A 22,537-nucleotide genomic window follows, 5' to 3' on the forward strand; every position below is an offset into this window, starting at 1 on the left:
CATTAAATTTAATGCAGACAATGACAAATGAGGCGGCTTTCAAGCCGCCTTTTTTGTTTCTGAGATAAAATAATCGCATGACTGATTTGAATATTGTAATTCTGGCGGCAGGCAAAGGCACCCGTATGCGCTCAGATCTGCCTAAGGTACTGCATGCCATTGGCGGCACACCGATACTGCATCATGTGATCAACGCCGCACGCAAACTCAATCCTCAAAAAATCATTGTGGTCTATGGTTTTGGGGGTGAACAGGTCCAGCAACAAACCCCGGGCGAGGATTTGGTGTGGGTTTTACAAGCCGAGCAACTGGGGACCGGACATGCCGTTCAGCAAGCCCTCCCCCATCTGCCTGCGCAAGGAAAAACACTGATTCTGCTTGGCGATGTGCCGCTGGTCGATGTTGAGGCCTGTCGCGACATGCTGTCACAGGCAGATGCACATCTGGTTGTGCAAACGTTTATCAAGGATGATCCGACCGGTTATGGCCGTATCGTGCGCAATGCACAAAATCAGGTTGTGGCCATTGTTGAGCATAAGGATGCCAGTGAAGCACAACGAGCCCTTCAGGAAGTGAATACCGGCATTATGGCCATGCCTAATGCAGCGCTGAAGCATTGGCTGGCTCAACTGCAAAACAACAATGCGCAGCAAGAGTATTATCTGACAGATATCATTGCAATGTCTGTGAACGAAGGACGGGCGGTACTACCACATGTGGTCGCCGATGCCTGGTCTGTTACCGGCATCAATTCCAAGCTGGATTTACAACAGATGGAGCGTGAATATCAACACAGACAGGCGCTCAACTTGATGACGCAAGGCGTCACCCTCATGGATGCACAGCGAATTGATATTCGAGGTCACCTGAACTGCGGCCGTGATGTGCGTATTGATGTGAACTGTGTCTTTGAAGGGGAAGTCACCTTGGAAGATGGTGTTGATGTCGGTCCAAATTGTGTGATCAAAAATGCCGTGATTGCACGCAATACCACATTAGCTGCATTTACTCATATAGAAGAGGCCAGGGTCGGTCAGGATAGTAAAGTCGGCCCCTTCGCGCGCTTGCGTCCGGGCACACACCTGGCTGCCGAGACGCATGTGGGTAACTTCGTCGAACTTAAAAATGCCAGCGTTGGCCTGGGTAGCAAGGTCAACCACTTGAGTTATGTGGGAGACGCCACTGTCGGGGCAAACGTCAATATTGGTGCGGGAACGATTACTTGCAATTATGATGGGGCCAATAAACATCAGACTGTGATAGAAGATGATGTGTTTGTGGGTTCTGACAGTCAATTGGTCGCTCCTGTGACCATAGGCAAAGGGGCGACGATTGCCGCAGGCTCCACCATCACTAAAGATGTGCCTGCAGAGACATTAACGCTCTGTCGTGCACGTGAGCAACGTTCAATTCAAGGATGGAAACGTCCGCAAAAGGTGAAAAAATAAACATATGTGTGGCATTGTCGGTGCAGTTTCAAACCGTAATATTGTTCCCTTGTTAATTGAAGGCCTTAGCCGGCTGGAATATCGCGGCTATGACTCAGCGGGGATTGCTGTACTCAACCAGTCCATCGTACGTGTGCGTGCGGTCGGCCGCGTCTCTGAATTAGAGCGCAAAGCACAGGGCTTAACCAGCCAGATCGGCATAGGCCACACGCGTTGGGCAACGCACGGTGGCGTCACCGAACAAAATGCACACCCGCATGTTTCGCCTACGCAAGACCAGGCTGAAATCGCCGTGGTACATAACGGCATTATCGAAAACCACGATGAACAGCGTGACCGTTTACAAGCCTTGGGTTATCACTTTACTTCACAAACTGATACCGAAGTGATTGCCCATCTGGTGCATTATTATTACCAGCAGAGCAAAGACCTGCTGGTGGCTGTCAGACAAGCGATCAGTGAGCTGACCGGGGCGTATGCGATCAGTGTGATCGCCCTGGCCCAGCCACAAACCATGATTGTTGCCCGCTTGGGCTGCCCACTGTTGATTGGCTATGGAGAAGGCGAAAATTTCGTTGCTTCCGATGTGTCTGCGGTGCTGTCAGCCACGCGTAAAGTGGTTTATCTGGAAGATGGCGATGTCGCCACCTTGCAAACCGATCGCGTGACGATTATCGATAAGCAAGGTGAAACCGTGCAGCGCAAAGTGCACATGAGTGATGTCTCTCTGGCCTCATTGGAATTGGGCCCATATAGCCATTTCATGCAAAAAGAGATTCATGAGCAACCACGCGCGATTAGCGATACCATTGAGGCGCTTATTGATGATGGCGCTTTCAGGTGTGAATTGTTTGGTGCGACAGCAGCTGACATTTTCAAACAGATTGATAGCGTATTGATTTTAGCGGCGGGGACCAGCTATTACGCGGGCATGACCGCCAAATACTGGCTGGAAAGCATCGCAAAGATTCCAACCTCAGTCGAAATCGCCAGCGAATACCGGTATCGTGATTCGGTGCCTAATCCCAAGCAGCTGATCGTCACCATTTCGCAATCCGGTGAAACGTTGGATACGATGGAAGCGCTCAAACATGCCCAAAAACTGGGGCATCCTTTCAGTCTTGCCATCTGCAACGTGCAAGAAAGCGCCATCCCACGGGCATCATCCCTGATTTACTACACACGTGCTGGTGCAGAAATCGGTGTGGCCAGTACCAAGGCATTTACCACGCAATTGATTGCATTGTTTGTCCTGTCCGTTACCTTGAGCAAAGTGCGCGGTCTCTTGACCGATGCGCAAGAGCAACAATACCTGGCCGAGCTGCGCCAACTGACCGGCAGCGTGCAAATTGCGCTGAATCTGGAGCCTCAGATTCGCGAATGGGCACATCGCTTTGGCGATAAGGAACATGCCTTGTTCCTCGGCCGTGGCATCCACTTCCCGATTGCGATGGAAGGCGCGCTCAAGCTTAAAGAGATTTCCTATATCCATGCCGAAGCCTATCCTGCCGGTGAGTTAAAACATGGCCCCTTGGCGCTGGTTGATAGCAATATGCCTGTGGTGGTGATTGCCCCCAACGATGCCTTGCTTGAAAAGGTCAAATCCAACATGCAGGAAGTCCGGGCACGCGGTGGCGAGTTGTTTGTGTTTGCGGATGCAGACAGCCACTTTCATGCGTCTGAAGGCGTACAGGTCATCCGCACGCCGCGCCATGTCGGCGCGCTCTCCCCGGTGTTGCATGTGATTCCTGTGCAGCTGCTGGCTTATCACGCCGCCTTGTTTAAAGGCACAGATGTAGACAAACCACGTAACCTGGCCAAGAGTGTGACCGTCGAATAATCATAAACCCCAGAAAAGCCCCGAGATTCGGGGCTTTTTTTTCAATACAAAATGGCGATGACTGCCATAAACTGGTATTCGGTGCTAATCAGGAATGCAGTCATGACCACGTCACAACACAGTATTATCGGTCGCCAGCCGGTTGTTAATGATCAACAACAAATCATAGGCTACGAGTTTTTCTTCCGTAATGAGACGGATGGCAGCAACACGCCATTTGAGGAAGATATTCAAACCTGCGCGCGTATCCTGAATACCACCATGGACGAAATGCATGAGAGCTGGTTACTCGGCCAGCAGCTGGCATTCATCAACGTCGATCATGTCATGCTCAATAGCGTGTTTCTGGAATTGATGCCGGCAGAAAAAACCGTGCTCGAAGTGGTGCATCACCTTCAGGTCACCCCAGAAATCCTGGCACGTTGCCAGGAGTTGAAACAACTCAAATTCCGTATCGCATTGGATAATCCGCAACACTACCCGCATTTGGAGGCCTTGTTGCCTTATGCCGACTTTATCAAGATCGATATGCGCAATGTGGACATTGCACAAGCTAAACAATGGTTAAAAAAATACCAGCACGATCAATGTTCCCTCATCGCAGAAAAGGTGGAGGAAAATAACCAGTTTCAGGACCTGCTGGATGCGGGTTATCACCAGTTCCAAGGCTATTTTTATGCCAAGCCAGAAAATATCAGCAGCAAGGTCATTAATCCAAGCTTTGATGGCGTGTTGCATTTGTTGAACCTGGTCAGCCAGGAGGCAGAAAACAAGGACATCGAAAATGGGTTTAAACGTGATACCACGCTGAGCTATAAACTGCTGCGCTATATCAATTCCGTGGGCTTTGGTTTGTCATGCGAAGTGCAATCCATCGGTCATGCTTTGACCATCTTGGGGCGCAACCAGCTTTATCGCTGGCTGACTTTACTTATGGTCACGGCGGGTAACAACAGCAGCTCCCCTGCCCTGATGAAAACCTCAATTACACGTGGCCGCTTGACCGAGTTATTGGGCGAACCGTTTTTTGAAAAGCGCGACCGTGACAATCTGTTTGTGGTGGGCGTATTTTCGCTGCTGGATGTGATGCTTAAAGTGCCGATGGAAAACATCCTCGAAAAACTACAATTACCTGAGACGATCGTCGATGCACTGGTTGAGCGCCAGGGAATTTTTGGCCCTTTCCTCAAGCTCACTGAAGCCTGCGAGGATGCCAACAATGAAGAAATTTTAGAGATGGCTGCCATGCTGCAACTCAAGCCGGAAAAAGTTAATCAGTGCCATATGGAGGCGCTGGCCTGGACCGAGGCTCTGGGAATATAAATCAATACCTGACCCTCTTGAAAAGATAAAGCGCATACCCATTTACACGATACAGATGCTTGCAGTTTGAGGTCTGTGAATCATGTTAATCGCTTATTTTTGAAAGGATCAACGTATGCGTAGTTATGACTTAACCCCCTTCTACAGAACCGCAATTGGCTTTGACCGTTTGGCTAAAATGCTCAACGAAAGCCAGCGCAGTGAAAACGAAATCAGCTATCCACCTTACAACATCGAACTGGTAGACGAAAACGCCTACAAAATCGTGATGGCAGTGGCTGGCTTCCAGCAAGATGAGCTGGAGATTGAAACTGAACACCAGGCTTTGCGCGTGACTGGCCGCAAAGCCAAAAAAGAACAGGAAACCACCTATCTGCACCGGGGCATTGCCACCCGGGACTTTGAGCACAAGTTCCAGTTGGCCGATCATGTGAAAGTCACCGGGGCACAGCTCGAAAATGGCTTGTTGACGATTGCTTTGGTGCGTGAGATTCCTGAGGCACTTAAGCCACGCAAAATTGAAATTGGCACCGCAGTCCCAAATGCAAGCGCTAACTTGATCGAGCAAAAAGCAGCTTAAGCTGAGGGTATAAAAAAGGGCCAGTTGGCCCTTTTTTCATATTTAGCTGCAGAATAGAAATCTGTTTAGTCGCCTTAGCAAAGGCATCCAGTCAACCGCCTTGCATGCGCATGTCACTGTCCGCATGCCATGCTCATCCGCGGTTATCTAACGCTAAAGAATTCCTTGTTTATCCCCGCTCTGCGTTAAAATAGCCGCTTCCAACCATACTCTGGATGTAATACAAATGGCGCAATATGTGATGTCCATGCTCCGCGTGAGCAAAATCGTGCCGCCCAAACGGCAAATCATCAAAAATATTTCCCTTTCATTTTTCCCGGGCGCAAAAATTGGCTTGCTGGGCTTAAACGGCTCAGGCAAGTCGACCGTGCTGCGCATCATGGCGGGCGCGGATAAAGAGTTTGAAGGCGAAGTGCAATGGCAGCCGAATATTTCGATTGGCTATCTGCCACAAGAGCCACAGCTGGATGCTGATAAAACCGTGCGTCAGGAGGTCGAAGCCGGCTTGGGCGCTATCATGGAAGCCAAGCAAAAGCTGGAAGAAATTTATGCCGCCTATGCTGAACCTGATGCCGATTTTGACAAACTGGCCGAAGAGCAGGCCAAGTACGAAAATATCCTGGCCGCCAGCGGAAGTGATGTCGAGCAGCAATTAGAGATTGCCGCCGATGCACTGCGCTTGCCACCCTGGGACGCAAAAATCGGCCCGTTGTCAGGCGGTGAAAAACGCCGCGTGGCCTTGTGCAAATTGTTACTGTCAAAACCTGACATGCTGTTGCTGGACGAGCCGACCAACCATTTGGATGCGGAATCCGTCGAGTGGCTGGAACAGTTTCTGGTGCGCTTCCCCGGCACCGTGGTGGCTGTCACCCACGACCGCTACTTCCTGGATAATGCCGCTGAATGGATTCTGGAACTGGACCGCGGTGAGGGTATTCCATGGAAAGGCAACTACTCCAGCTGGCTGGAACAAAAAGAAGACCGCTTAGCGCTGGAGCAAAAACAGGAAGACGCCCACCGCAAAGCCATGAAGCAAGAGCTGGAATGGGTGCGCCAAGGGGCAAAAGCGCGTCAGAGCAAGAGCAAGGCGCGCTTGGCACGTTATGAAGAAATGTCCAGCGTCGAATACCAGCGCCGCAACGAGACGCAGGAAATCTTTATCCCGCCCGGTGACCGTCTTGGCAACCAGGTGATTGAGTTTAGCAACGTCTCCAAAGGCTTTGGGGATCGCTTGTTGATTGATAACCTCTCATTCACCATTCCGCCTGGCGCGATTGTTGGCGTGATCGGCCCCAACGGTGCCGGTAAGTCCACGCTGTTCCGCATGCTGCAAGGCAAGGAGCAGCCTGATAGTGGTGAAATCATCACCGGCCCAACGGTTAAACTGGCTGCAGTCGACCAGACCCGTGATGGCCTGGACAACGATAAAACCGTATTCGAAGCGATTTCTGGCGGGCTGGATGTGCTCAGCGTTGGTAAATTTGAAATGCCTAGCCGGGCTTATATTGGCCGCTTCAACTTCAAAGGTGGCGACCAGCAAAAAATCGTTGGTCAACTCTCGGGTGGTGAACGTGGTCGCTTGCATTTGGCCAAGACCCTGATTTCCGGGGCTAATGTCTTGCTGCTGGATGAACCCTCGAATGACCTTGATGTGGAAACCCTGCGAGCGCTCGAAGATGCCTTGCTTGAGTTTTCAGGTTGCGTACTGGTGACCTCGCACGACCGCTGGTTCCTGGACCGGATTGCTACGCACATTCTGGCCGCCGAAGGCGACTCGCAATGGACGTTTTTCAACGGCAACTATCAGGAATACGAAGCTGACAAGAAAAAACGCCTGGGTGAAGAAGGTGCCAAACCCAAACGTATCCGCTATAAACCGATTACGCGATAAAAGACAGCCCACCCGCAAGGTGGGCTTTTTTATGTGGATCGTGTTACTGTGGAGCGCACTTCAGAGCAACTTGTTCACAGGATCCTATTCACATGCAAGCAACCAATTTCAAACTGCAGGATTATTTCAACCGCATAGGCTATGTGGGACAGCCTGACACCAATATCGAGACCTTGCGTGCACTCATGCGCTGTCAGCTATTCAGTGTGCCGTTTGAAAATCTGGATGTACAGGCTGGCAAGGTGGTTTCCATGGTGCCAGAGGAGATAGTCGAGAAAGTTATTTATCGGCAACGTGGGGGATATTGCTACGAAGTGAATGGGGTCTTTGCCATGGCATTACAGGCGCTGGGCTTTCGCTTTCAGCTGGTCGCGGCGCGACCAATGTTTTATCCGGTGCGCAGACCCAAAACGCATATGGCAATTGTGGTACATCTCGAGCAACAAGCCTGGTTATGTGATTTGGGTTTTGGCAGCTATGGTATCCGCGCACCACTGGCCTTAAATAGGCTGGATACGGAAACCATGCAGGACCATGATTGCTTTATGTTGCGTACCCAGGGCGAGCGCGAGTTTTTAGTACAGGCACGCGTCGATGAGGGCTGGCAAAACCAGTTTGCGTTTGACCTGCATCCCTGGGAGTGGATTGATTTTTATCCGGCAAATTTTATGAACTCCACTCACCCTGAGGCGATTTTTGTGCAGAGATTGCTGGTTGTATTACATCAGCCGGCAGGCAGGATGATTTTATTCGGCGACACCTTGAAAACCATCACCGATGGCGTGGTGACAAAAAGGATCATACCGAAGGGTGAGCGTAGCGATACGCTTAAAACCCTCTTTGGGTTGTCGACGTAAAAACTTTTGCCCCATGCATCCTGACCTGGCAGGACGTCGCAGAGGCTGGTTTGACTAGCAAGGAGCAGATTGCTCTTTGTTCACCAGTTTACGTATCAGCCGGTTGGCATTAATGGCTGCCAGCGTGGCACCGAATTCGTAATCGTCAAAGCGTGACGCTTCAATATAAGGCAAGGCAACCAGCTTGCCGTTAATCAGGCAGATGCGGCATTGGTCTTGCCAGACCTCGTGTGCTTGTGGCTGTAGAGGGTGTTGGCGGGGTTGGGTGTTGTCCATACTTCTCTTAAAACAAGGTGGGTTTGTTTGATTATCTCCAACTGAAATATCTACTCAATAGCCTGTTCGGGCTAATCGACCTTGATGGCGGCTAAATTTAATCGGGTAGCCTGGCTTTATGCGGTGCTTTTTTCATGATCCAGTCCCACAGGCCGGGCGGGATCATGCGGAGCAGGCGTGCGACGATACCCATTTGCCAGGGGATGACACTAAAGCGGCGTTGTTGGGCAATCACGCGCATGGCTTTGCGGGCGAAGACATCGGCATCCATGAGAAAGGGCATCGGGTAGGTGTTGATGTCGGTCATGGGCGTGCGGATGTAGCCGGGGGCGATGGTGGTGACGGTAATCGCATATTGCTGCATTTCGACGCGCAGGCTTTCGAGGTAGGTAATGGCCGCTGCTTTACTCGCGCTGTAAGCGCCGGCGCCAGGCAAGCCGCGAATCCCGGCCACACTGGCGATGCCAACTAGTTGCGCCATCTTGCCCTGCTCTGTTGCCTGTTTCATGGCCTCGATAAACGGTTGAAAAGTGTGCACCAGTCCCATGACGTTGGTATCAAACACGGCTTGAAAGGCGGGGATGTCGTCCTGGTATTCGGTGTGGGTGCCACGGCTGACGCCGGCATTGCCGATGACGATATGCGGGGTGCCATATTGCTGGATGGCGGCTTGCGCCATGGCTTGCATCTGGTCTGCCTGCCTTACATCGACGCTGTAAGTTGTACAGGCAACCTGATATTGGCTGCTCAGCTGACTGGCAAGCGCTTGCAGGGCGCCCGTATTGCGACCGCACAGACTTAGTTGCAATTGTTGCCGATAATGTTGGGCATAGGCCGTGGCCATGGCGGCGCCAAGGCCACTGGAGGCACCGGTAATCACAATATGCAGGCAGTCAGAATTGGTTTTCGCCATAAAATACATTGCAGTAAACAAATTTTAATCGGGTAGAATGCCATAAAACACTGGTCGGGGAAACGTAGATGAATTTGGAAAAAGTGATTTTTGGCTTTTTTATTATTCTAGCCATGACGCTTAACTTTGGATTTTTTGTTGGTGATATTGATAACCCGCAACATCACTTGCATTACGAGTTGTATGTCGCCATTGTGGTGAATTTGATCGCCACCGTACTTAAATTTGGTGACCGGACGCAGATTGGTGCGATCCACCTCGCTACCAGCCTGGTCGCCGATTTACAGTTGATTGGCGCAGCAATTATCTGGACCGTTGCTGGTAGCAACGGCGCGGATACTGAGGTGATTGTCGGGGTGGTTTCTTTGTCTGGTGGTGCATTTCTCGCCAATATCACGTCGGTCATTTTGCTGATTTATGAAACCGTGACCCTGCGTCGCTAAGCACGTAGTCAGCATGACGCTCAATCAAATTGTGTTCTGGATTTTGCGGCGCATGCGTGCGCCGCTGCTGATGTTGATTGTCAGCTATGCCATTGCGATGATTGGCTTTGTGTTGATCCCCGGGGTAAATGACCGCGGCCAAGCCTATCATCTGAATTTCTTCGATGCCTTTTATATTCTGAGTTATACCGCGACCACCATCGGTTTTGGTGAACTCCCCTACCCGTTTACCACGCCACAGCGTCTGTGGATGACTTTTTCGATTTATGTGACGGTGATCTCCTGGTTTTACGCCATCGGGGCGATTATCGGGTTGTTTCAGGAGGGCGCACTCAAGCAGGCGTTTAAAACTGCGATTTTCCAGCGCGATGTCAAAAACCTGATGGAGCCGTTTTACCTGATTTGTGGCTATGGGGAAACCGGCGGCGAGCTGGTCAGGGCGCTGGATAGAAACGAGTTGCGGGTGGTGGTGCTTGAACGCTCGCCAGAACGCGTGAATGAACTTGAGCTGACGAATTACCAGTTTCATATTCCGCACTTATGCGCAGATGCAAAGTTATCCGAGGTGTTGCTCTACGCCGGCATTAAAAATCCCATGTGCCGCGGGGTGGCGGCGCTGACCGATGATGACCATGCCAACCTGGCAATCTCGGTGGCGGTGAAGCTGATCAAGCCTGGATTGCCGGTGCTGGCGCGTGTACAGGATGATGTCATCGCCGCCAATATGGCCTCGTTTGGCACAGACCGCATTATTAATCCTTACCATATTTTTGGGGAACACTTGGCCATGCGGCTCAACGCATTGGGCACTTACCTGCTGCATGAGTGGTTGACGCGTGCACCGGGCGATGCGATTGAAACCCCGGCCGCCATTCCGCAAGGCCACTGGATTGCTTGTGGCTTTGGTCGCTTTGGCAAGTCCGTCGTCAAAAGCCTGCAAAATGAGGCCATGCATGTCACGATCATCGAGGCAGATCCGGCAGGCACGCAATGTGAGCAATGCATTATCGGCAGCGGTGTGGAGTCGCACATCTTGAAACAGGCCGGGATTGAGCAGGCGGTGGGTATTGTAGCGGGCACCGACAATGACATTAATAACTTGTCTATCGTCATGACGGCATTGGAACTCAACCCTAATCTGTTTGTGATCATCCGCAAGAACAAGCGCCATAACGAGCCGCTGTTTCAACATTTTGATGCCGACATCACCATGCAGCCCAGTGATGTGATTGCACACACCTGTTTGTCTTATATGGTTTCACCCATGTTGGCCGAGTTTCTTGCCACGGCGCGGCATCAGGGCAATGCCTGGGCCAATGCCGTGATTGCGCAACTGGTTTCCAAGCTCGGTGAGCAAGTGCCAGATACCTGGGATATTACGATTGCGGATGACATGGCCGTGGCGGTGTGTGGCCTCATGCAGCAAGGCTTGGGACCAGCGCTCAAGCATTTACTCATGAATCCTGCCGGTCAACAGCGGCATGAAATGCCGGTGGTGCCGTTAATGTTGCTGCGCGCGGGTGAAAAAATGTTATTACCGGACCTGGCGACGCCGCTGGAGATGGGCGATAAAATTTTATTCTGTGGTTTGGATCAGGCCAAATCGATCCAGCGCTATCTGCTGCACGACCTGAAAACCTTGCATTATCTGGTGACAGGGAATGAGATGCCTGAAACCTGGATTGGCCGCTGGCTGAAACAATAAAAAACCCTGCCTAAGCAGGGTTTTTTATTGTCATTGGTGCTTATTTTTTACCCGCTGCGCGGTCCTTGCGCACGTTCTGGATAATAAAGTCCGCTGTTTGCAAGGCAGCTTCATTGCCTCCGGCCATGGAGCTGCCGGTGATGTATTTGCCATCAACAATCAAGGCAGGTACGCCTGTAGCGCCGGAAGCGCGGAACACCTGCATGGCTTTGTTCATTTGCATGTTCAGCGCAAACGACTTAAAAGCTTTTTCAACTTTAATCTTGTCCAGGCCACCTTGTTTGGTCACCCAGTCAATGGCTGCAGCTTCGTCCGCCGGGTTCAAGCTTTTTGTTTTATGAATGGCGTCAAACAATGGGGTATGCAGTTTATCCAGTACGCCCAGTTCTTGCATGGCAAAATAGGTTTTGGCCATGGGCGCCCAGCTGGCATTGGGTAAGGCTGGCATGCGTTTGAAATACACATCCGCAGGTAATTTTTTCACCCAGGCTTCCAGCGGATGCTCCATGTGATAGCAGTGCGGACAGCCGTACCAGAATAACTCCATGACTTCGATTTTGGCAGGTTGATCGGTCGTTATTTGCTGTGCAACCTGATCAAATTGCTCACCCATTTGCGGCTCAGCCAAGGCAGCAGTGGCGGTGAAGCCTGCCCAGAGCATCAAACTTAACAACATTTTTTTCATGATATTCGTTTCCTTATGTGTGGAAAGTAATGGTTTAACGTGACAGTTGGCGATACGATGACAGCATTAATGCGATGCTGAAGATTCGATATTGACCTTGATCAGATTAGGCTGAAAGCCATTGGTTTCCAGGTCATGGCTGATTTTTGTAATTTTTGCCAGATCGTTGAGCGGTCCAATGCGTACACGGTGCATGGTGCCCTTGTTCGGAATTTCTGCCGTTTGTACAACGGCCTCAAAGCCTACCAGTGCCAGTCGGGTTTTGAGATTGTTGGCATCATCCTCTTTGGCAAACGCGCCCACCTGAATAAAGTAGCTTTCTTGTTTGATGGTCGGGTTCTTTTTCACTTGCTCTTCACTGATTTTGCTCTCGGTATCCGGCAAAATGGTGTAGAAGTCAAATTTGTTAGGGTCCTCAATCGAGGTGCTCCCAGGTTTGACTTCTTCTTCGGTGACGGTGCTTTTGATCGGCAGCTCTTGCGAGCCACTGTCATTCTTGAAGGCGCTGGAGAACGGGCTGTGGTCACCTTTGATATAAATGATGAGCGCGACCGTCAAGGCGACGCCCAAAAACAGGCCGACCAGCAGGCCATTAAAGAAGGTGCTGCCGCTGCTCTTGCTTTTTGCTTTGGCTTGTGAGGGTTTGTAGTCGCGACTCATAGATAATTTGAACCAATCAATTCGGGCACTTTTCAGGTGCTTACATTTTATCCGGGGCGCTTACCCCCAGCAAAGACAAGCCATTGCGAAGGACAACGCGGGTTGCGGTAATCAGCGACAGGCGTGCCAGTTTGACTTGTGCATCATCCACCAAAAATTTGGTGTCATTGTAATAACTATGCAGGGCACTGGCTAGCTCCTTGAGATAGTTGGCCACCATGTGCGGTGCCAGTGCCTGGCAGGCGCTGCTGACCACTTCAGGATATTGCCCCAAGGCTTGCATCAGGGTTGTTTCTGCTGTGCTGTTGAGTGGTGACAGGTCGGTGGTGGTGAGGCTGCCAACATCGCCACCCCACTGATTGAGTACGCTGCAAATGCGCGCATGCGCGTACTGGATATAGTAAACCGGGTTGTCATTGGTTTGCGCACGTGCCAGATCGATGTCGAACACCAATTGCGAATCCGGGCTACGCGCCGCCAAAAAGTAACGCGTGGCATCACAGCCAACTTCTTCAATCAGGTCGCGCAAAGTCACATAGCTCCCTGCACGTTTGGAGAGCTTGACCTCTTCACCGCCGCGCATCACCGTGACCATTTGGTGCAGCACGTATTCGGGCCAGCCTTGCGGAATGCCAACATTGAGGGCTTGTAGCCCGGCGCGCACGCGCGTAATGGTGCTGTGGTGGTCTGCGCCCTGCTCGTTGATCACACGTTTGAAACCGCGCTGCCACTTTTCACGATGGTAAGCGACATCCGGCACAAAATAGGTGTAGCCACCTTCTTTTTTGCGCATGACGCGGTCTTTGTCATCACCAAAATCCGTTGTGCGCAGCCATAAGGCGTCGTCTTGTTCATAGGTGTGACCACTGGCGATCAGCGATTGCACGGTGTTGTCTACCTTGCCTTCGGTGTATAGCGCGCTTTCGAGTGAGAACACATCAAATTTGATCTGGAATGCCTGCAAGTCGAGATCTTGCTCATGGCGCAAATAAGCCACCGCAAATTTTCGGATAGATTCCGTATCATTGACATCGCCGCTGGCGGTCACCTGCATGTCGTCAGCAGTCACCGTCGCTTTGGCTAAAAAGGCCTCTGCAATTTCGAGGATATAGTCCCCACGGTAACCATCTTCAGGGAAGCTTGCATCGTCTGGCGTTATCCCTTGCGCGCGCGCCAGCACCGATTTGGTCAGGTTATCGATTTGTGCGCCCGCATCATTGTAATAAAACTCACGCGTCACTTCCCAGCCATTGGCGGCCAGTAAGCGGCATAAACAGTCGCCGACCGCAGCACCGCGGCCATGGCCCACATGTAACGGGCCAGTGGGGTTGGCAGAGACAAACTCCACCTGGACTTTTTCACCTTGCCCCGCCGGGTTGCGGCCAAACTGGTCGGTTTGTTTCAAAATATCGTGCACGATGGCCTGTTTGCTATCTGCCGACAAAAAGAAATTGATAAAGCCTGCACCTGCAATCTCCACCTTGCTGATCACCTGGTTGGCGGGCAAGCCGTCGATAATCTGCTGGGCAATCATGCGCGGATTTTGCTTGAGCGGTTTAGCCAGTTGCATGGCGATATTGGTCGCGAAATCCCCATGCTCGGCAGATTTTGGCCGCTCAAGGATGATATGGAGACTGGAGGTGTCTGCCACCAGCGGCGTCACCGCTTGCAGAATCAGTTCTGTGATCGTTTGTTTCAAGGTTAAAATGATGCGTTATCGTCAAACCGCCATTTTAACCTAATTAAGCCTTTTCACCCATGTGTTCAACATCCGCCGCTCCTCAGGTCACCACGTCCGCCAGCATTGTGCGCGTCGTGCTTGATGTGCCGCTGGACCGTGAGTTTGATTATCTGAATCCTGGCCTGGTGATCAAAGTGGGTAACCGCGTGGTGGTGCCATTTGCCGGACGGCAACTGGTGGGGATCGTGATGGCTCTGGTCAATGAGACCGATATCCCCTTGCACAAGCTCAAAGCGGTATTGCAAGTGTTTGACGACGTGCCGCTGGATGCTGCCAGCTTCAAATTGTTGCGCTTTTGTGCAGACTATTATCACTATCCGTTTGGGCAAACCGTATTATCCAGCCTGCCATTGCGCTTGCGGCAAATCAAGCCGGCGGTGTCGCGCAAAATGTGGCTCTATCATCTGGCACAACCGGTGCCTGATGCGTTGATCGGCAAGCGGCAACAAGTCTTAGCGAGGTTGCTGGCCTTGCTACAGCAGCACGCCGAATGCAGTGAGGCCATGCTCGCTGCGGTTTCTGCCACTTGGCGCAAAGCGTTACAGCCCTTGCTGGATGGCGGCTATGTAAACAGGCGAGAAGTCATCGCGACGCGGCCCTCCATGCCTGCCTCCGCGCAGGTCCCCGAACTCAATGACGAGCAGGCCGCGGCCGTTGAGGCGATTCTGGGCCGCCTGCATGGATTTCAGCCCTGGCTACTGTTTGGGATCACGGGCTCCGGTAAAACCGAGGTGTATATTCGCTTGTTGGAAAAAGTGTTGGCTGATCCACAGTCGCAAGTGCTGATTATGGTGCCCGAAATCAACCTGACACCGCAGCTGGAAAGCCGTTTTCGTAGCCGGCTCAGTGAGTACGCATTGGTTACCTTGCATAGCCATTTGAGTGAGAGTGAGCGCTTGCAAAACTGGCAAGCGGCCCAGTCTGGCGCCGCACGCATTGTAATCGGGACGCGCTTGAGTGTGTTTACGCCCATGCCTCACCTCAAGCTGATGATTCTGGACGAAGAGCATGACAGCTCTTACAAGCAACAAGATGGCATGCGCTATCATGCCCGCGACGTTGCGCTGGTGCGTGCGAAGCAGCATGGTGTGCCCGTGGTGCTTGGCAGTGCCACGCCTTCGCTGGAAAGCTGGTACAACGCAACGGGCGATCAGGAGCACGCAGGCGGCAGAAAGCCGATTTATCGCTTGCTCACTTTAAACAAGCGGGCGGTGGCGCAAGCCACATTGCCGCGTATTTTTTGTATAGATACTGCGCATCCGCCGCCAGAAGCTGGGTTGACGCCCTTGTTAAAGCAGGCGATAGAGCAGCGTTTGCAGCGGGGCGAACAAAGCTTGTTGTTTATTAATCGCCGTGGCTATGCCCCGGTGCTGCATTGCTCGGCCTGCCAGTGGCTGGCCGATTGCCGCCGATGTTCTGCCAAAGCGGTGCTGCACCTGCGGCAGCGCGTGCTGCGCTGTCACCACTGTGGCGATGAGCAGCCTATTCCGCTGCAATGCCCAAGTTGCGGCAATCCAGATTTGCGCCCGGTTGGTCAGGCGACGCAACGCATCGAGGAAACGCTGCAGCAGGTGTTTCCGCAGGCGCGCGTCGCACGCGTGGACAGAGATACCATTCAGGCCAAAGATGCTTTAACCACCTTGCTTTCCGAGGTGCATGCCGGTGAAATCGATATTTTGGTGGGCACCCAAATGCTGGCCAAAGGCCATGATTTTGCTAATCTGACCTTGGTGGGTGTGCTCGATACCGACAGTGCATTGTATAGCCCGGATTACCGCGCCAGCGAGCGCTTGTTTGCCCAATTAATGCAGGTGGCTGGTCGTGCAGGCCGTGGTGAAAAACCGGGTGAGGTATTAATACAAACGGCCTTCCCGCAGCACCTATTATTTACCGCCTTGCGCGAGCAGAATTACGCCGAGTTTGCACAGGCTTTGTTGCAAGAGCGAATGGCGATGCAGTTCCCGCCTGCTACCTATATTGCCGTGATGAAAGCAGAAGCCACTGAGTATGCCCTGGTAAACCAGTTTCTGACGGAGTTTAGTTTGGCCGCCAGAGCCTATGTCGATCAGCATGCTGCAACCTTGCCTGATCAGCCGCTAATTTATGATCCTGTCAGACCTGGGCTTGCACGCCTGAACCGTATGGAGCGGGGTTATGTGATGATGCAATCTGCACATCGCAACGCCTTGCAGCAGCTACTGCAAGTCGCTGTCGCCTGGGTAAGAGCACATCCATTACAGGCGAAAATTCGCTGGGTATTGGATGTCGATGCCCTGGAATACTAGCAAATTTGCAAAAGTGGTCTTCAATGACAGGGTATTTTGTAAAAAAGGGTTAGTGTTTGATTGTTTTTTAAGGTAAATTTGAGGGTTGAGATATTATTTGTAGCATATTGATTTTAATAAAAGTTTTGGGGAGTCATCTTGAAAAAACACACGACAGGTATGCGCCTGATTCCTTGGCTGGTCATGGGATATTGCTCGCAGGTTTTGGCAGGGGGCGTTTCGTTCCCGGAGCCCTTGCAGCCCAATATCCCTAGACCGATTATTCCAGAGCCACGGCCCATTATTCAGGTGCCACAAGAAACGCCACAGCCAGAAAAAAAACAAAAGAAATCCAGTCTGAAGATTGTGGTCAAGGCGTTTAAATTTTCTGGCAACAAACAGTTTTCAGATGAGGTGCTTGCAGCACAAGTCGCCTCGCTGACTGGCCATGAAGTGGGTATGCGCGAGCTAAATGAAGCGGTGGGTACCATTCGGAACTATTACCGCCAACGTGGCTACTTGCTGACACAAGTCTATTTGCCTACGCAAGATTTGCAAAAAACTACTGAAGCAGAAGCTGTGGTTGAGTTGGCGATTCTGGAAGGTACTTTGGGCGAGGTGAAAGCCGAAACCGGTGAAGGGCTGGATCAGTCGTATTTCCAGTCTGTTTCCGAGTACGGCTTGAACAAGGGGGATGTGCTCAATGAGCGCAACCTTGTGCGCAATATCATGGTGATGAACGGCTTGCCGGGCATTCAGGTCACCTCTCAGCTCAACCCCGGTGAGGCTGTGGGCAGTTCAGATGTGGCTGTGTCTGTTGAACCCAGAACGCGGTACAGTGGGTATGTGGCGGCAAACACTTACGGCAACCGTTACACCGGTCGAGAAACATTAGGTTTTGGCGGTGCCATCAACAACCTGAACGGTCGTGGAGATCAATTGGCGGTGGTGGGTAAAGTTTCCAGAGATGAAGGTCAGCGCTCATTGAGTGGATTGTATCTGACGCCTGTTGGCAGTGCAGGTAATATTTTAAATCTGGCTTACAGCTATGTAGATTATGAGCTTGGTCGCGATTTCAAACAGTTTGATGCGTCGGGCGATGCGCATTATTTTTATGCGTCTTTAGAACATCCCTGGTTACGTGAAACTAAAAAAAGCATTTCATTCAAAGTGGGTAGCAACTACAAAATTCTGGATGACGATGTGAAGGCATTTTCTATTAACAACCGCCGTAACATTAGCAGCCTTGAGCTCGGCGTGTTGGGTGATTGGATCAATGAGACCGGTGACGTTGCTTATCAATGGAGTTTGGTGCTCACGCAAGGGAATGTTTCATTCAAGGATGCCTCAGCAAAGGATACGGATAGGTCTCAACTTGATACCCAGGGCAGTTTTACCAAATGGAACTGGACTTCCAGCCGTACGCAGGTATTCGACAATGGCGTCAACTGGATTGTGCGGGCAGATTACCAAGGCACAAATAGTAACCTTGATATCGCAGAGCGCTTTGGTATTGGCGCCATTAACCGCTGGCGTCAATTCTCTGATATCCCCAGCCAGGCAGACCAAGGCTGGATGGCAGGAACTGATTTACGCCGTACTTTTGCGACCACGGGCGCTGACGTGACTCCCTACATCCAAGCTGTGACGCCGTTTGTTTTTTACGATGCTGGTCGTGGCAAGTTAAATCATGACCCGATTGGCAGCACTAACTATGTCCGCTCCCAACATGTGGGTATCGGTACTGATATCCAGATTCCAGGACAGTGGGTATTAACGACCACTTACTCCCAGCAAAAGCGTGATCTGGATGGTTCGGGTAGTAATACTGAATACCAGTTGTGGGGGCAGCTAAGAAAGAGTTTCTAGTATTTCTAGCAGTCAATAAACAGGCTTTGAACCTGACATAAATCATAAGTAGCCCAGATGAATAGCGTTAGTCATACTGGGCTACATACAAAAAAAAATTCCTGAATCAAAATTACATCCATATCAGGAATATGAGAGAAGTGATGGTAACCCACTGGTCATGAGATCAGTGGCGTTTATTATTAACAAGGAGAAGTGTCATGAAAGCAGCATCCTTAAACCACGTCTACAGATTGGTGTGGAGTCATGTGCAAAATGCATGGGCTGTAGTTGCAGAGACAGCGCGTAGCAAAGGCAAAAAATCGTTGTCCGTAAGTAGCAGAATACAGAGTCAAAGCCTTACTTTTAGTGCTCGATTAAGTAAGTCAGCTAAGCTTGGATTAAGAGTGAGTTTAGGAGTCGCCGCGCTCACAGCCTCAGGCGTTTCTTATGCGCTCCCTTCTGATGCAAAGCTGGACATTGGGCATGCAACTTTTGATGTGAGTAACAATGGCACCACGCTTGACATCAATCAGACAACCTCCGCTCTCAAGGCTTCTTGGCATAGCTTTAATATTGGGTCAAACGAAACAGTTAACTTGAATCAGCATGCTGGCGACCGAGCAATGTTTATGATTACCGGGCCTGATGCTTCGCAAATTGAAGGCAAGTTTAATGTTAGCAATATGCTTTTATTTGTGAATCCCAACGGCATTTATTTTGCCAAAGGTTCTGAAGTTAATGTTGGAAATATTATCCTCTCCACATTAAAAATTACCGATGATGATTTTCTGGCCGGACGTTATAAATTTACAGGCACTGAAAATATGGGGTCTATTGTCAATCATGGTGTTATTAAAGCTAAAAATGAAGGTTATATCGTTCTGCTTGGTAAATCAGTAGAAAATACCGGTACGTTGGTCGCAAATAATGGCAGTGTTGTGCTCGGGTCGGCACAAGAGGCAACACTGGATTTCTTCGGTAATGGTCTTATAAAGGCGAAGCTCTCGGGGGATGCTCTCGAGGCCAATATCAAAAACAGCGGCGCTATCTATGCCGATGGCGGCTTTGTGCAAATGGCAACCAATGCCCGTGCCTCAGCCATCAATATCTCCGGGATTGTGGAAGCCAATCAACTGGTCGAACGTAATGGCGTCATCCGTCTGGAGGGTGGCGATAATGCCAAGGTTGAAGTGTCTGGTCGCCTGATTGCGAAAGGTCTTAACACTACTGGCGGCACCATTGAGGTCACAGGTGAGCAAGTGGCATTGATGAACGGCGCTGTGCTGGATGCCTCCGGCGATAAAGGCGGTGGCAAAGTGTTGGTAGGTGGTGATTACCAGGGTAAAAATGATGCAGTTTACAACGCTAGAACAACTTATGTAGCCAGCAGTGCAACGATCAAAGCGGATGCCATTCAGGAAGGCAATGGCGGTAAAGTGGTTGTCTGGGCTGATGATTTGACCCGTTACTATGGCGAGATTTCTGCTCAAGGCGGCGCCAAGAGTGGAAACGGTGGGTTTGTTGAGGTCTCTGGCAAGCAGCACTTGGCCATGCTAGGTGAAGTTAATGTTGGTGCCACAAATGGCATCGGTGGCACCGTTTTATTTGATCCTGAAAACATTGTTTTGAATAACACCGCGGCATCTGCACCAGCAAACCAACCGGATGGCACCCCAGATGATGCATTCGCCATTAATCCAGGGGCAAATACTGAAGTCAATGTCACTCAGGTGAAGGGTTACAGCGAGCTCTATTTGCAAGCTAACAATAACATTACCGTTAACAGTGCGCTTACGATGAATCGTGATGGTAGCGTGCGTCTGGAAGCAAATAATGACATCAATGTAAATGCTGCAATTACAACCACTGGCAAAGGCAGTATCAACCTTAAGGCAGATGCTGACAATAGCGGTACCGGTAATTTAGCAATTGGTGCCAATATTTCAGGGACAGGCGGCGTCACACTTTCAGCTGCGACATTGACGCATACAGCGGGTGATATCAGTGCGCCTGGCGCCGGAAGTAGCACAGGAAACGCTGGTAATGTGAATATTACGGTGACTGGTTCTGCAGATTTGGGCTCAGCAAATATTTCTGCCAAAGGGCGTGAAAACTCATTTCCGCCAGCTGGGTTTAATGGTGGCACAGTAACGATCAATGCTGGCAGCCTCAATATGACAGGCAATATTGATACTTCGGGCTCTTCAGTCGTGGCCCCTAACGGACAAGTTGTTGCATTGCCAGGTGGTAATGGCGGTGCAGTGACAATCTCCACCTCCGGAAATGCTACTGTCGGTAACATCACTACTGGCGCTGGCGGGGCGGGTGCTGGTAATAATATTGCTGCCAGTAATTCAGGTGCAGTTCAAATCAGTAGTGCTAGCGGCAATCTGAATATTGGTAATATTAATACTCAAGGCGTCAGCAACTCCAATGGAGCAAATGTCACTCTAACCGCTAACAATGGGAGCGTTAATACCGGGGACATTAATACGAATGCCTCCAATCCTGGCAATAACAACGGTACAAATGCAGGTAATATCGCTGTGAATGCGGGTACGGGTATTAATGTTGGCAATATCAACGCTTCGGGTGCAACAGGTAAAGGCCAAAGCGGTAATGCTGGGTCGGTCTCACTTGTTTCGACTGATGGTGATGTTGTCACTAAAGAAATTTCACTCAAAGTCGGTTTTGCGTTAGCCAATGGAACAATTGGGCAGGCTCCTGATCTCTTTATTCGTGCGGGCCGCGATGTAATTCAGTCTGGCAATATCATTACTAATGCTCAGAGTTTGAATACGACAATTGTTGCAGGCAGAGGGTATAGGAATACCAGCAACTTTGATATTTCTACGGGTGCAAATGGTCGTTGGCTCATTTATTCACAGTCACCGGATAATGGGCAGCGCGGTACAAAAATCCTCAATGGCTATGATTTCAAGCAGTACGGCACTACTTATGATGGTGTAAAAAATGGTACGCAGCAGATCAATGCTGCAGCCAAAGGGAATGGCTTGATTTACTCTGAAAATATTGTGATTGATCCGAAGCTATCCGGGTCTGTAAGTCGTGTTTACGATACGACAACAGATGCTAGTATTGCAGGCTTATCATTGGTGACAGAGGGTCGTGATGGTGATGTGATTAATTACAGTAATATAGTTTCTGCAACTTTTGATAACAAAAATGTTGGCGACAATAAGGTCGTGACCACTAATCCTATTTCGATCCTGAGTGTGACTAATACAACAAGTAGAAATGGTGTTGATGTGGCGAGACAGGTGTATGGTTATACCTTGACCAACAATCAGACCTCAGCAAGTGCAACTGGAGCTATTGGTCAAATTACCCCGGCTAGCCTTTCAACTGTCGCTGGAATAACAGCCAATGACAAAGTTTTTGATGGAAATACACTTGCTTCTTTAAATACGGGTGCTGCCATATTTAATGGACGATTGGGTAATGATCAGCTGACAGTGGCGACAGCTGACGGACAGTTTATTGATAGTGCCGTAGGTGCTGGTAAAACTGTTAATATCAGTGGCATCACTTTAGGTGGTGTAGATGCAGGTAACTATACACTGGTTAATAATACCGCAACGACTACAGCTAGCATTTTGGCTGTTCCAACGCCCCCTACCACTCCAACGACTACAACGTTGAATATCTCACCACGTGACAACGCTGGTTTAGGTGGCCTGGTCGGAACTAACCCTGCTTTGAATACGATGACTATCGTTTCGCTGAACCCTGCTGCGGGGGATGATGAAGATCCTGATGCAGTGGCTTGTCCAGTGAATGAAGATCACCTGGGTAGTACGCCTATCCTGAGTTCCGGCGTTAAATTGCCGGATGGTGTGAACTCGAATTGTATTTAATGTGTTGAGTGTTAATAAAGCCGGGCAATTGTCCGGCTTTATTTTTATGCTGAATAATGTTTTGTATTCATGCTAACACCAAGTAAAATAGAGCCCGTTCATCTGCGGCTGTAGTTCAATGGTAGAACGCCAGCTTCCCAAGCTTGATACGCGGGTTCGATTCCCGTCAGCCGCTCCAAAGG

At 50.5% G+C, this 22,537-nt stretch carries 16 protein-coding genes and 1 tRNA gene; 12 read left to right on the forward strand and 5 right to left on the reverse strand.

What is annotated here, in order from left to right:
• Positions 1-77: 77 nt before the first annotated feature.
• From glmU to GOC95_RS12635, 6 genes are all read left to right on the forward strand, one after another.
• Positions 78-1,448, forward strand: coding sequence for a bifunctional UDP-N-acetylglucosamine diphosphorylase/glucosamine-1-phosphate N-acetyltransferase GlmU (gene glmU, locus GOC95_RS12610; RefSeq protein ID WP_275357508.1), 1,371 nt, complete (start codon positions 78-80; stop codon positions 1,446-1,448).
• Between the two features lie 4 nt (positions 1,449-1,452).
• Entirely contained in the window at positions 1,453-3,288 is a 1,836-nt protein-coding gene (glmS, locus tag GOC95_RS12615; RefSeq protein WP_275357509.1) for a glutamine--fructose-6-phosphate transaminase (isomerizing), read from the forward strand.
• 102 nt (positions 3,289-3,390) lie between these two features.
• Positions 3,391-4,611: an EAL domain-containing protein gene (locus tag GOC95_RS12620; RefSeq protein WP_275357511.1), complete on the forward strand. Its 1,221-nt coding sequence runs from the start codon at positions 3,391-3,393 to the stop codon at positions 4,609-4,611.
• A 115-nt stretch (positions 4,612-4,726) separates the two neighbouring features.
• On the forward strand, positions 4,727-5,191 hold the full coding sequence (locus GOC95_RS12625) for an Hsp20 family protein (protein WP_275357513.1): 465 nt from the start codon (positions 4,727-4,729) through the stop codon (positions 5,189-5,191).
• Positions 5,192-5,417: 226 nt separating this feature from the next.
• Entirely contained in the window at positions 5,418-7,082 is a 1,665-nt protein-coding gene (ettA, locus tag GOC95_RS12630; protein WP_194749677.1) for an energy-dependent translational throttle protein EttA, read from the forward strand.
• A gap of 92 nt (positions 7,083-7,174) precedes the next feature.
• Complete coding sequence (locus GOC95_RS12635) at positions 7,175-7,939, forward strand: arylamine N-acetyltransferase (protein ID WP_275357515.1); 765 nt, start codon at positions 7,175-7,177, stop codon at positions 7,937-7,939.
• A gap of 54 nt (positions 7,940-7,993) precedes the next feature.
• On the opposite strand, the gene GOC95_RS12640 is transcribed toward GOC95_RS12635, so the two are convergent.
• Both GOC95_RS12640 and GOC95_RS12645 read right to left on the reverse strand, forming a co-directional pair.
• Complete coding sequence (locus GOC95_RS12640; RefSeq protein WP_275357517.1) at positions 7,994-8,215, reverse strand: hypothetical protein; 222 nt, start codon at positions 8,213-8,215, stop codon at positions 7,994-7,996.
• Positions 8,216-8,312: 97 nt separating this feature from the next.
• A complete protein-coding gene (locus GOC95_RS12645) occupies positions 8,313-9,137 on the reverse strand; it encodes an SDR family oxidoreductase (RefSeq protein ID WP_275357626.1) in 825 nt (274 codons plus the stop codon).
• 59 nt (positions 9,138-9,196) lie between these two features.
• Here GOC95_RS12645 and GOC95_RS12650 point away from each other — a divergent pair, with 59 nt between their 5' ends.
• Together GOC95_RS12650 and GOC95_RS12655 are read left to right on the forward strand one after the other, a co-directional pair.
• Positions 9,197-9,571: a DUF6394 family protein gene (locus GOC95_RS12650; RefSeq protein WP_194749680.1), complete on the forward strand. Its 375-nt coding sequence runs from the start codon at positions 9,197-9,199 to the stop codon at positions 9,569-9,571.
• 13 nt (positions 9,572-9,584) lie between these two features.
• On the forward strand, positions 9,585-11,276 hold the full coding sequence (locus tag GOC95_RS12655; protein ID WP_275357520.1) for an NAD-binding protein: 1,692 nt from the start codon (positions 9,585-9,587) through the stop codon (positions 11,274-11,276).
• A 40-nt stretch (positions 11,277-11,316) separates the two neighbouring features.
• Here the strand turns inward: GOC95_RS12655 and GOC95_RS12660 are convergent, their stop codons facing one another.
• The 3 genes from GOC95_RS12660 to argS form a co-directional block, all read right to left on the reverse strand.
• Positions 11,317-11,961 carry a thiol:disulfide interchange protein DsbA/DsbL gene (locus GOC95_RS12660; protein ID WP_194749682.1) on the reverse strand — a complete coding sequence of 215 codons (645 nt, stop codon included), beginning with the start codon at positions 11,959-11,961 and terminating at the stop codon, positions 11,317-11,319.
• A gap of 66 nt (positions 11,962-12,027) precedes the next feature.
• On the reverse strand, positions 12,028-12,621 hold the full coding sequence (locus tag GOC95_RS12665; RefSeq protein ID WP_275357522.1) for an SPOR domain-containing protein: 594 nt from the start codon (positions 12,619-12,621) through the stop codon (positions 12,028-12,030).
• 40 nt (positions 12,622-12,661) lie between these two features.
• Positions 12,662-14,320 carry an arginine--tRNA ligase gene (gene argS, locus GOC95_RS12670; RefSeq protein WP_275357523.1) on the reverse strand — a complete coding sequence of 553 codons (1,659 nt, stop codon included), beginning with the start codon at positions 14,318-14,320 and terminating at the stop codon, positions 12,662-12,664.
• Between the two features lie 59 nt (positions 14,321-14,379).
• On the opposite strand from argS, the gene GOC95_RS12675 reads away from it, so the two are divergent.
• The 4 genes from GOC95_RS12675 to GOC95_RS12690 all read left to right on the forward strand — a co-directional run bounded on the left by GOC95_RS12675 (position 14,380) and on the right by GOC95_RS12690 (position 22,533).
• Complete coding sequence (locus tag GOC95_RS12675) at positions 14,380-16,647, forward strand: primosomal protein N' (RefSeq protein WP_275357525.1); 2,268 nt, start codon at positions 14,380-14,382, stop codon at positions 16,645-16,647.
• Positions 16,648-16,785: 138 nt separating this feature from the next.
• Positions 16,786-18,495 carry a ShlB/FhaC/HecB family hemolysin secretion/activation protein gene (locus GOC95_RS12680; RefSeq protein ID WP_275357527.1) on the forward strand — a complete coding sequence of 570 codons (1,710 nt, stop codon included), beginning with the start codon at positions 16,786-16,788 and terminating at the stop codon, positions 18,493-18,495.
• A gap of 200 nt (positions 18,496-18,695) precedes the next feature.
• Positions 18,696-22,355, forward strand: coding sequence for a YDG domain-containing protein (locus tag GOC95_RS12685; protein WP_275357529.1), 3,660 nt, complete (start codon positions 18,696-18,698; stop codon positions 22,353-22,355).
• 104 nt (positions 22,356-22,459) lie between these two features.
• A tRNA-Gly gene (locus GOC95_RS12690) sits at positions 22,460-22,533 on the forward strand.
• The last annotated feature ends 4 nt before the right edge of the window (positions 22,534-22,537 follow it).

Origin of the sequence: Methylophilus sp. YYY-1, from assembly GCF_029132825.1 — a bacterium.
In the GTDB taxonomy this organism is placed as follows: Bacteria; Pseudomonadota; Gammaproteobacteria; order Burkholderiales; family Methylophilaceae; genus Methylophilus; species Methylophilus glucosoxydans.